The organism is Fibrobacter sp., from assembly GCA_012523595.1.
Lineage (GTDB): Bacteria > Fibrobacterota > Chitinivibrionia > Chitinivibrionales > Chitinispirillaceae > JAAYIG01.
Window position 1 is genome coordinate 1 of the sequence record JAAYIG010000243.1, and the last position, 11,708, is coordinate 11,708.

General features: G+C 45.6%; 13 protein-coding genes and 1 tRNA gene. 2 read left to right on the plus strand and 12 right to left on the minus strand.

The features are described from left to right. On the plus strand, positions 1-285 hold a 285-nt coding region (locus tag GX089_16785), incomplete at its 5' end, for an MFS transporter (GenBank protein NLP04153.1). Positions 286-314: 29 nt separating this feature from the next. Beyond that, complete coding sequence (locus GX089_16790) at positions 315-857, plus strand: RNA methyltransferase (GenBank protein ID NLP04154.1); 543 nt, start codon at positions 315-317, stop codon at positions 855-857. Between the two features lie 42 nt (positions 858-899). Here the strand turns inward: GX089_16790 and rpsU are convergent, their stop codons facing one another. From rpsU to GX089_16850, 12 genes are all read right to left on the minus strand, one after another. Next, positions 900-1,109 (minus strand): 30S ribosomal protein S21, encoded by a 210-nt coding sequence (gene rpsU, locus GX089_16795; protein ID NLP04155.1) that lies wholly within the window; start codon positions 1,107-1,109, stop codon positions 900-902. A gap of 129 nt (positions 1,110-1,238) precedes the next feature. After that, positions 1,239-1,315, minus strand: a tRNA-Pro gene (locus GX089_16800). A gap of 36 nt (positions 1,316-1,351) precedes the next feature. Further along, the gene (locus tag GX089_16805) at positions 1,352-1,954 is read right to left on the minus strand and encodes an epoxyqueuosine reductase QueH (GenBank protein NLP04156.1); all 603 of its coding nucleotides are present in this window, start codon (positions 1,952-1,954) and stop codon (positions 1,352-1,354) included. A 1-nt stretch (position 1,955) separates the two neighbouring features. Next, a complete protein-coding gene (locus GX089_16810) occupies positions 1,956-3,500 on the minus strand; it encodes a tetratricopeptide repeat protein (GenBank protein NLP04157.1) in 1,545 nt (514 codons plus the stop codon). Positions 3,501-3,507: 7 nt separating this feature from the next. Next, a complete protein-coding gene (locus GX089_16815) occupies positions 3,508-3,963 on the minus strand; it encodes a SoxR reducing system RseC family protein (protein NLP04158.1) in 456 nt (151 codons plus the stop codon). A 15-nt stretch (positions 3,964-3,978) separates the two neighbouring features. Continuing rightward, a complete protein-coding gene (alr, locus tag GX089_16820; GenBank protein ID NLP04159.1) occupies positions 3,979-5,130 on the minus strand; it encodes an alanine racemase in 1,152 nt (383 codons plus the stop codon). Between the two features lie 61 nt (positions 5,131-5,191). Further along, a complete protein-coding gene (gene hisI / locus GX089_16825; GenBank protein ID NLP04160.1) occupies positions 5,192-5,548 on the minus strand; it encodes a phosphoribosyl-AMP cyclohydrolase in 357 nt (118 codons plus the stop codon). A 188-nt stretch (positions 5,549-5,736) separates the two neighbouring features. Beyond that, complete coding sequence (locus tag GX089_16830; protein NLP04161.1) at positions 5,737-7,002, minus strand: glutamate-5-semialdehyde dehydrogenase; 1,266 nt, start codon at positions 7,000-7,002, stop codon at positions 5,737-5,739. A gap of 50 nt (positions 7,003-7,052) precedes the next feature. After that, positions 7,053-8,189 carry a glutamate 5-kinase gene (proB, locus tag GX089_16835; GenBank protein NLP04162.1) on the minus strand — a complete coding sequence of 379 codons (1,137 nt, stop codon included), beginning with the start codon at positions 8,187-8,189 and terminating at the stop codon, positions 7,053-7,055. Between the two features lie 12 nt (positions 8,190-8,201). Next, positions 8,202-8,795, minus strand: a complete 594-nt coding sequence (locus GX089_16840; GenBank protein ID NLP04163.1) for a hypothetical protein — start codon at positions 8,793-8,795, stop codon at positions 8,202-8,204. Between the two features lie 10 nt (positions 8,796-8,805). After that, on the minus strand, positions 8,806-9,918 hold the full coding sequence (locus GX089_16845; GenBank protein ID NLP04164.1) for a HAMP domain-containing protein: 1,113 nt from the start codon (positions 9,916-9,918) through the stop codon (positions 8,806-8,808). A gap of 119 nt (positions 9,919-10,037) precedes the next feature. Next, on the minus strand, positions 10,038-11,708 hold a 1,671-nt coding region (locus tag GX089_16850; GenBank protein NLP04165.1), incomplete at its 5' end, for a BamA/TamA family outer membrane protein.

Sequence of the window (11,708 nt, forward strand, 5' to 3'; positions counted from 1 at the left end):
ATTCAGGCGCTCAGCAGGTCCTATTTTGGAAAGATGGTACCTCAGTCTGAATCTGCCGAGTATTTCGGGTTTTACAATGTAGTGAGCAGGTTTGCGGTAATAATCGGCCCTGCTGTGGTGGGGGCTGTAGCTTTCCTTACACGTAAAGCAGGGCTGGAATCACTGACTGCCTCGAGGGTAGGGATGTCCTCTGTGGGGATTCTTTTTCTCGGTGGCGGGATTCTTCTTATGATAGCAAGAAGATATGAAAATAGATTGACATTGACAGGAAAGACGACTCCGTGACCGGTAAAGGAAAACCAGTGAAAGGAGATATGGAAACCTCGTTTGAGGTGAGAAGTTTCGATTCTCCCATCCCCCTTGATGAATACAGGCGCCTTCCTAAAAATTCTCTTTACATAATTCTGGATAATCTCAGGAGTGCTTTCAATGTGGGAGCGATATTCAGGCTCTGTGATGCGATGCGGGTGAGCGGACTTTTTCTCTGTGGTTATACCGCATCTCCACCACACATCAAACTTCAGAAGACCTCACTTGGGACTATCGATTATGTACCCTGGAAAAAGTTCGAGAATACCATAGATGCTGTTGATTATCTGCATGAACGGGGAATAGAGGTATGGGCGGCTGAGACTGCATCAGTGGCCTCTCCTTACGACAAAGCAGAATACCCTTCCGCGCTGGGTCTTGTGTTCGGGAACGAGGCACTGGGGGTAAGCATGGAAGTGATGCAACGATGTGACAGGCTTGTGGAGATACCATTGCTGGGGTATAAGAATTCTCTTAACGTGGCTACATCCTGTGCTGTGCTGGGATTCAAGGCGCTGGAGTTTATGGGAATAAAAAAAGACTGTTAAGCCTGAGGCGCAACAGTCTTTGAATTCTGATTAGAGCCGGATTTATCGTTCGGTTCTATAGGTCATCCGTTTTTCTTCACGAATACGTTTGCGTTTGGATGAATTCAGACGTCTTTTCTTCTCTTCGCTGGGCTTCTCGTAATGGCGGAATTTTTTGACATCAGACAGAATTCCTGCCCTTTCGCATGTTTTAGTAAAGCGACGGAGTGCCTTTTCAAAAGCTTCATCTTCTCGTACAACTATACCGTTCATTCAGTCTCACCTTCTTTCCTTTTCTGAAAGTTAAGAACAGTCTTAAAAAATAGGTTCCGGGAGGGGGCGAAATCAAGGCAGAAGATGTATTTTGACAAGGGATATAGAAGACCTGGGGGGATAAAAAAATGGTCGGGACGACTGGATTCGAACCAGCGGCCACCTGAACCCCATTCAGGTGCGCTACCAGACTGCGCTACGTCCCGACTAAAGTCTGATTAAAATAAATCATCGCAGATTAATCAGCAAGGAAGGGAAGCAGAGGATGCTTTCTTTTTCTGGATCCGAAGGTCCCGCTCTTTCCTGCTCAGACGACATCCGCAGTAATCCTGACGATAAAGACCCAGTTCCTTGCTCAATAGAACACTCTTCCGGAAACCATCATTTTTTTTCAGGTTCAGACACTCATAGGTGATTCCATATTCAACAGCGGATGCTGATCCGGTTTCATTGAGCAATGTTATGCTCTTATGCGGGCTGACACTCATTACTGTTGAGAAAAGCTTTCCACCGGTTTTTTTGCAGAAATCTGCGGTTCTGCGAAGCCGTAGAAGAAAACACCGGCGGCAGCGCTCACCGCCTTCAGGAGTATCGGCAAAGGGTGCGATGCTTTCTTCCCATGATTGTGGATCGTATTTGTCAGCTTCCAGTGGAATACCGTAATGTGCAGCGACCTTTTTTGCTTCTTCCAGCCTGAGATTGTACTCTTCTTCGCGGTCAATGTTTGGGTTGCAGAAAAAACCTCTGATATTATACTGATCTCGGAGAGTATGTACTCCCCAGGCTTCATCAGGGGCACAGCAGATGTGAAGAACCAGATCCGGTCTGGAGTTTTCATCACTCATATTATCCTCCTGATGCTTTCACTTTCCTGGTAAGAGAGCGCGTTCCGGCATAGGCGCCGATCGCTCCTCCTGCTATAACAGCAAGGAAAATAATGCCGCTTATTCCCCAGAGCAAATATAATGGTACAGTGCTCAGAAGCAAAATCAAAATGGCTGACCCGATGATGAATTTGCGCAGATAATGGGAAAAAACATAGTCGCGGTAATCACCCGAACGTCCGAAAAACCTCAGCAGACGAATACTCTCCTGAGCCCATTTACTTTTCATTCTCTTATGATGTGCAAACTCATTCATCACCTCATTCCACCCATTATCCTCTACATAATTGAAGAGGAAGGGCAGGGAGTACCCGGCATGCCCCCTTTCAAGCATTATGTCAACCATTGGGGGAATAAGTTCCTTTTCTCCGGGCATGCTCTTGTATGCCTTGTTAAGAAAATGAAAAGACTTTGATATCTGCTCTTTTTCACGGTAATAATCTGCAAGAAACCAGTAATCCTCAGTACAGTAGGGTTGTTCGAGTTTGATCACATTGTTTACACATTTCTCCATCTCCTCGTAGCGTCCGGAACTTCGCAGGTGATGATAATAATCGCGGAGAATTTCGGTATTTTCCGGAGCCATGGAGAGTGCGGTCTGAAAAAGCTTTTCTGCTGTGTCAAAATCTTTTTTTTCTGAGCAGGCTAAAGCTTTGACTCTGAATGCCTCAGGATCGATTGGAGAAATATCCAGTGCTTTATCTGCACATTCAATTGCTTTGTCATAGTCTTCTGCGTTAAGAACAACGTAGGCAAGGTCCACATAGCCTACAGGCGAATTGGGATAAAGACGGATTATCTCCTTTGCAAGTGATGAGGCCTGGTCGGGTTTTTCAGCCTGGGAGTAACAGAACACAAGCCTGGAGAGAATGCGGATATTTCGTGGAGACTCTTTTAATGCTTCCTGGTAGAGGAAAATAGCCTTTTCTGCCTGTTCAAGGTAGAGATAATGGTCGGCTAAAAGATCACGGACCTCATCGTAAGCAGGATTCAGCTCGAGAGCAGCCTTGAAGCATTTTTCCGCGTTTTCCCGCTGTCCAGCCCGCTCAAAGGCAAGAGCACCATTACGGAAAGCCTCAGGATTGGAAATCCCTTTGGCACTGAGTTCCTTGAAAAGCTCTATAGCTTTCCCGATCTCATTTATCTCAGTGTAATACCATATCAGAGATGAGATTATCAGTTCGTTTTCCGGATGAAATTGATGGGCACGGAAGAGATATCGGGCGCCTTTAGCGACCTGGTCCTTCATGGCATAAGCATAAAAGAGCCCCAGAAGACAGTCTGCATTGGTCTTGTCGATTTTCAGGCCTTTGTGAAGGCAGGGGATAGCCTTATCTGGCTGGTTCTGCTCAGTATAGATCCGGGAGAAGAGAACATATATCTCCCACTCATCACCGTAGATTCTGCTGTATTCGTCAAGAATCTTCAGTGCCTCATCGTGGAGTCCCAGTTCTATAAGCTCCTGGGTTTTATCGATCAGCTCGGAAAAATCCAGCCATTCATCCATCCGCTTACTAATCCCCGTTCTCTTTATCAAGACTGCTTAAAATCATATTAGGGAATTTTCTGCGGAAAATGTTGTCAATCAACCAGACAACCGCAAATCCGGTGATAAAGGAGACCCCGGTTGTAAAAACGGCGAGTGGGGTATCTGCTTTTTGAGGTGAGATAATGTACCAGGTGATTATTGTCGCTAAAGCCATGATAAGTGGAATCCCGAACACTATCAGTGCCCCTATAGCTTCATTCAGAATATAGCGCCTGAATCTGACTGTCTGCCCTAACAGATACTCTTCAGCCCTGTCTGTGACAACAGTTATTTTTTTTACGCTGCTGTTCCCGCCGCAGGCGCCACAGCCGATCTGGCATTGTTCAGTGTTACAATCAGGATTCACAGCCAGAAACAGTCGGTTTTGTTTCTTCTGGAATATCTTTCCCTCATTTTCTTCTACAGAGATAAAAAAAAACATAATTGCAATTATTCCCTAAAAAATGCTGCCGGAACTATGAAATACGATCGAGTCGTTTAAATAATAATAGCGGTCTATGGCAGTACTGAGATTACAGAGAATCTCATAGGCAATTGTATTTCCCATCGAAGCGATCTCATCTGGAGTAATACTCTCTCCATTCTGATTCCCCATAATTACCGCCTCATCACCGATCCCGATACATGGCTCCGGCCCCGCATCGACCATGATATAATCCATGGTCACATTTCCTGCTATACGGTATTTCTTACCACGTATAAGTACATAACCTTTGTTGCTTAAAAACCTTGGGACTCCCTGGCCATAACCGGCGTTAATAGTGGCAATCCATGTGGTCTGCTCAGTGATATAATGTGCTCCATAGCTGACTGGTGTGCCGGCCGGAACCTGCTTCATCCTTACAATATATCCTTTCAGTGCGGCTACAGGCTTGAGGTCGAGAGGAAAATCCTGAGCAGGGTCCGGCTTGCAGCCGTAAAGGGCAATTCCAGGGCGGATCAAGGTACACTCGCTTATCCCATGGAGCATAACTGTCGCACTGTTGCCAAAATGTATGTGAACAGGAGAAAGGTTATGAGAGCGGAGGACAGACAGAGCTTTGCGGAAACTTGCTAACTGGCTCTGTACTGTTTCTGTTCCTGGTACATCCGCTGATGTCATGTGAGTAAACACACCCTCAAAGAGCAGATTACCGGAGCTGTTCTGGAGATGTTTCGCGAAGTCTTCCACTTCGGAGGGCAGAAGGCCCATTCGATGCATGCCGGTGTCGATATTCAGATGAAATCTCACCTGAAGTCCCGATTTAATCCAGTTTCTAAGAGTATCTAAACTGTTGCAGGAAAAAAGAATCTCTTTTGTCCAGGCCTCTTTTATCTGTGATGAATCGGCCTCACCCAGAACCAGTATGGGGCTGCTCAATCCTTCTTCCCGCAGAAGAAATGCTTCCTCAGGTCTGGCCACGGCGAAAAAATGGACCCCGCCCTGCTGTTCGAGTGTGCGGGTGATCATTACACTGCCGCAGCCATAGGAACAGTCCTTTACAACCGCAAGTACGCCTGTCCCCGGTGCAATGGAACGAATCTGCCTGAGATTGTGAAGAAGGTTATCCAGAGAGATTTCCACACGGGGAGAAAGTTTAGAGTTCATCAATTTTCGGTCCTGGATCGGGTGATCATTCAATCAAGGGATGAAACACATATTCTGTGCATCACTCTATCTTCTGTTTTACAACCTGCCAGGTCCCTTCGATATTCCTGCGGAAAAAACAACTGAAATAGTTTTCATGGCAGGCGGCACCGGTCTGGTCGATCTTAAAGAGAAGAGCATCACCATCGCAATCAATGTAGACTTCGCGAACTTTCTGAACGTGGCCGGATGTTTCTCCCTTAAACCAGCGTTTCTGGCGGGAGCGGCTGAAATAAACCATCACACCTTTCTCGAGTGTTTCCGCCAGTGTTTCCCGGTTCATGTAAGCAAGCATCAGAACTTCGCTGGTATTATAATCCTGAGCGATAGCTGAAACCAGACCCTTTTCATCAAACTTTACTGCATCAAGAAGATTCATTTGAATACCTTTCTACAGACTGATTGTTCAAATTAAAATAGATCGTGATTTCTCGTAATCATGAAATATTTAACACATCTGCCAGTGCTGTTCTGCGAAGTTGTTTTCAATCCGGCAGAAAAACAGAAACCGGCTTCCGGGAACCCTGGAAGTTATTACACCTGCTGCCTTGTGGATTGCAGAGGTCTTTATTCCCTTATCTGCCCGTTTCCTTTTACTATCCATTTGTAGGTGGTCAGGTCCTCAATTCCCATCGGACCGCGGGCATGCAGCTTGTCAGTTGATATTCCTATTTCACACCCCATGCCGTATTCTCCTCCATCGGAGAACCTGGTGCTGGTATTTATCATCACTGATGATGAATCAACAAGTTTGATAAATTTTTCAGCCTCGGTACGTGACTCGGTGATAATAGAGTCGGTGTGATGAGATCCGTAAGTGTTAATATGCTCTATAGCTTGGTCAATATTCTTTACAGTTCTGATTGCAAGTCTCAGATCGAGATACTCTGCTCTCCAGTCATCTTCTGTTGCCTTCTGCAGTCCAGGAACAAGCTTGCGAGTGGCTGCATCGGCATAGATGACAACTTTTTTATCCAGCAGAGATTGAATCACAGCCTTGCGGCTGCGCTCAGGCAGGGTAGAGTCCAGTAAAAGAGTCTCTATGGCATTGCAGACGCCGGGTCTCTGGATTTTGGCATTTTCAGCTATTCTGACGGCCTTTTTCATATCAGCCTTTGACGAGATATAAACGTGGCAGACTCCTTTGTAATGCTTGATAACCGGAATGCGCGACTTCTCGACCACCATTCGGATAAGTCCTTCTCCTCCTCTGGGGATAATAAGATCGATCTGGTTATCTTTAACGAGCATGAGCTCAATAGCTTTGCGGTCTGTAGTGGGCAGAAGCTGTACTGCTTCTGAAGGCAGCCCGGATTTGATGAGTGCTTTCGAGAAGAGTGAAGTGAGCACCATGTTGGAATTGAACGCCTCTGAACCGCCGCGTAGTATTACCGCGTTAAGAGACTTGAGGCAGATAGCTGCTGCATCCACAGTCACATTTGGTCTTGACTCGTAGATAATTCCCACGACTCCGATCGGTACTCTCATTTTATAAATTGACAAACCGTTAGGGCGTTTTCTGAGGTCGTATTCGGTGCCCACAGAACTTTTCAGGGCAGCTACTTCTGAAAGCCCTTTGGACATGGAGGCAATTGTTTTATCGGTGATAGTGAGCCGGTCGATCATGGCGCTTGAGAGGCCTGCTTTCCGGGCTTTGGCGATGTCTTTTATGTTTTCTTTCTGGATCAGCTCTTTTTCCTTTACCAGCATTTTTGACAGGAGGAGAAGTGCGCTGTTTATTTTTGCTACCTTTACATCCTGCATCAGAAGAGCAGCTTTCCTAGCTTCCGAGGCTATCCGGTCGATTGTTTTCTGGAGATTTGTTGATGCCATGAGATGATTCCTGTCTATATGATATGTTTGCTTGATAAAACCTTTTCTGTTTAATTGTCAGATGAACCCATCAGTACAAGATTATCCCTGTGAATAACCTCATCAAAATTTTTCTTTCCCAGACGTGATGCGATCTCAGAGCTTTTGCAGCCCTGGATAGCCTTTATCTCATCAGAGGAGTAATTCACCAGACCTCCTGCAATCAGTCTGCCGTCTTTGGAGCGGACTTCTACTTTGTCTCCGGCCTTGAAACTGCCCGATGTGTTGAGTATCCCTGCAGAGAGAAGGCTTTTTCCCCGTTCGATTATTGCTTTTCCAGCACCGTCATCGACGGATATAACCCCTTTGGACTGGCCGGTAAAGGCGATCCATTTCTGCCTCGAGGACATACGACGTCCTGACGGCAGAAAGAGTGTGGAGCACTGTTCTTTTGTTAAGACATCGGTGAGCCGCTGATCGAACCCATCACCAATGAGAGAATAGATTCCGGCCCTGGTAACCATTTCCGCTGCCTTGAGTTTTGTAGTCATTCCTCCGACACTGACTTCGCTTTTTTTTGTCTCAGCCAGTTTGTGAATCGAGGCAGACATTTGAGATACAACAGGGATATGGACCGCGGATTTGCATTGATGTGGATTGCGGTCATAAAGTCCGCCGACATCAGTCAGATTTACAAATAGATCCGCCTGTACCAGAAGGGCTACCTGAGCCCCCAGAATATCATTATTGCCGAATTGAATCTCCTCGATCCCTACTGAGTCATTCTCATTTATAACAGGCACTGCACCGCATTCAAGAAGCTGAAACATGGTGTTTCTAAGGTTCAGGTACCGCTTCTTGCTCCTGAGATCATCCCAGGTGAGAAGCACCTGTCCCACAGGGACATTGCGGCTTGAGAAGTAATTCTGGTATATTTGCATGAGTCTGTTTTGGCCGATTGCAGCGCAGGCTTGCTGGAGGGGAATGGCAGTTGGCCTCTTCTCCAGTCCCAGAACCTTCATCCCGTGGGCAATAGCTCCTGAGGAGACCAGAATCATTCGGATTCCTGTCTGGTGAAGCAGAAGTATATCTTCGACAAGATTTTTAACCCTTTTTTCATGACCTCCGGCAGTAAGTATTCTGCTGCCGACTTTAATTACCACTGTGTTTACAGATGAAATTTCTTTGCGAAAGAGAGACTTTTTCATAATAGGATAATGCTACTGGCGGCCTGCCTGTTGACATTTTCTTTCAAGGTCGAGGATAAAATTCTCAAGTTCCCTGGATTTTCTGGTGAGTGAATCGCGGTCATTGTAGCAGTTCCTCAGCGATTCTGTGATTGCATCTATATTGACTTTGCGGGGTTGGGGCTGAGATACCTCCAGTTCCTTGCTTTTTGCAAGCTGCTCCAGCTTGTCAGCAGTTCCACGATACTCTTTCTTGAAAGACTGCATGACTACCAATAATCTGATCCAGGAGTTAACCTCGCCGATTCTGTAGTCATCGGGATAGAGAGATGCGAATTTTTTAAACTCCTGAAGGGCAATCTCCCAGTTTGCAGAGGGATTGTCGTAGTAAAGATTTATCAGGCCTAGCATAAACTGAGCTCTTTTTGCCTCATCGGACTCGGGCTTTGATTCCTGGATTTTAGAGAACCTGGTCTTTGCGTAATCATAGTTTCCTGCTTTGAAAAGGGAATCGGCCTCACAGAGCATCTGCTGCTCATAGGTAATAACCTTTGCCGTGCATCCCCACATCAGGTATACACTCAGAACAGCGCCGCAAAAAGTCAGTTTTTTGATAATACTTGTCATATTTCCCGGATCAGAGAGATGACTTGTCAAGGTTAATCATCTGTTCACCGCTTGAAGTATAGTCTTCCACAACCGGATTCTTGATTTCTCTCAGTTTACGTGTAACTCTGGAAATGCGCTCTGTTTCTTCGATTATGGTGTGTATTCTTTCCTTGATATCTGCAGGAGAATTCTCCATCAGCATCTCAAGAAACTGCGCATTACCGGAAATAATCATGAGCGGATTGTTTATCTCATGGTTAACAGATGCTACAATCTCTCCAATGGCTGCCAGCCTTTTAGACTTGATAAGCTCTTCCTGAGTATTCTTCAAATCAATGGACATCTCAAAAAAGGCCGTAGCCACATCCCCGATTTCATCACTGGGGTATCCTGTTGGATCCACATTGAAATCGCCTTTTGCAATATGTCCCGCAAACTCCTTCAGACGTCTGAGAGCGTTTGTGATGTATTTGGAGAAGATCCATCCGAACAGTATTGCGAAGAGTGTTACTCCTGCAATTATAACAATTGTAATCTGTTTAACATTTGCTACTCTGGCTTCAACTTCCTTGATACGGAGATTTGTCTGCTGGTCAATGATGTTTTCAGCAGAATCGATAGTTTCACTGAGCTTTTGATCAACATCATTTATCAGATCTCCCCAGGCCTGGAGTTTTTTGGGATCCACGACAGCGTTTTTTGACTTTACGATGCTGTCGAAAGTGCCTGCATAAAGATCGTTATAGGTGCGTATGTCTATCATCGATTTCTTAAGTCTGCTTATCGAGCCGTCATTCTGTCCGTTAATATCACTCTGTGAGAAAATCGAATCAAGCAACTGGATTGTGTCCACTTTGGAATCCATTGCTCCGATCAGAGTTGTTATCTCATTGTGAATTTCCTGGAAGTTTTCCACTGACTCCAGCCTGCCGACCCGCTGGTAGCTGATTATGCTGGGACCCTGGATTTTATGCAGGGTTTTAAGCCGCAGCATATCATTTTTAATCTCATTCTGCCGCTTTAAAATGCGGGTTATCCCATTTACATTTTCTGTTTTGGATACAATCACCAGAAAAAAGACGTTGAGGAAAATAACCACCAGAAAGCCGATAAACAGTTTAGGGCCTATATTTACACGCATGTTTATATTATAGATCTCCGCATGAAAAAAAAATACATCCAGCCATCATGCAGGCATAGCTGTACTCAAACTTTAGTCCTTCTAATATATTAGGTATTGAGGACTGTGGGCAATATAATTCAGAAATCATGCCCTGCAGAAAAATAGAACTGCCCCTCTGATCTGATGCCCTGATGTCTGAAGCTGTTTATCAGCCGGCCATATGCCAACCTGATCGGTCCCAGGATTGTCTCGCAGGATAACCCCACTCCTATTCCCATCGGAGCCAGCCTGGCAAACTGCTCCAGAGCTTTTTCACTGTTAAAATCGTTACTCCGCCAGGTATAACCCCAGTCTCCGATGATCTGAGCATAGATACCTTTTCTGAGCATCAGACGATAGTCCAGATGAACAAGCCCCAGAACATCTCCTGAAAGCGCCATAGGAGGAAGACCCATGAATGGTACATAGTTATAAACACTCATCTCTTTATACCTGCCTTCGGGAATCGCTCCTCCCAGGTATATCCTTTCAACTTCAGGCAGGCTACTATTGGAGTAACTGAAAAGGAGTTGCGGGAAGAGGGTGTTACGCCTGGCTATGGTAAAGTAACGCCCCAGGGTCGCGCTGAATTTTAAGAGATTATCTCGTCCACCAAGTGCTCTGCTTGTCGCACCGATCGAAAAAGAATGATTCATACCCCAGAAGGGAAAGGGATATCGGTCCATGGTGTCAAAGTTAAGCCTGAGCATAAAATAGGGTAGCCCCTCATGGGATTTCAGCCCCAGAACATCAGTAAAAGGGCTTCTGTCAGACTGCTGGATTTTATATCTCTCTATCCGGAATCCGCCACAGAGAAGTGCCCATCTCCCGATTTGTGTCCCAACCATCGTCAGTATTCCGGTTTTCTTTAAACTCCTCTCGGAAAGGGAGATGGAATCGTTCTCAAAAATCTCCCGCTGGAAAATCCTTTCTTTGGAAATGTAGAACTGGATCTGAAGATTGTTGGCGAAATTGGGGGTGAGCAGATGGTTACCCTGGAAATCAATAGCGTACTTTTCCCTCCTGAGTCCATACTGGAGATGAATTGCGGTGACTATTCCAAGTCCCAGAAGGTTTTCGTATGCAGGCTGAATGAAACCTTCACCAAGATGAAACTCATCATAGCGGATTCCCATCCTCATACGCCAGTATTTCTTCTCCTCAACCATGATTCTGGCCTGATGCAAAGAATCCATGTCTATGTTTACATTCTCAAAGAGATCCGATGCGTGGACAGAGGCTAAACTTGTCTTGATCAACTCACCGGAGAGTGTATCTCCGGTCTTGATTGCAGCGGCAGTTGTAATGAGGCGGGTGGATGTCCGGTCGTTTCCGTATACCTGGATTCCTTTTACTATGGGTGGTTCGGGAATGGAAGGAGAGCTTTTTTCGGAGGACGCCTGATATTTCAATTGGAGAGTGGATCGTATAAGATCCATGTTTTTCTGTGCAGCTTTATAGCCGGCAGCTACAAGTGAGTCTACGGCACTGAATTCTGTTTTAATAAAATTGTCAAGATCAGGAGTGATAACCACGTCAGCTTTGTTCCGTTCGTTCTTTTTCTGATTTGCAAGCCCTATGGTTATTATCTGATCGACCAGTTTCACTGGGTTTTCAATATCTTCCTTTTTCCACATCGGAGAAGTCACATCCACAGCAATAACTTTATGGAATCCCAATTCGCGCGCGTATTCGACAGGAATATTTGTTGATAATCCGCCATCGACCAGAAGCACTGAGTCAATTTCAACTGGAGAGAATGCGAGTGG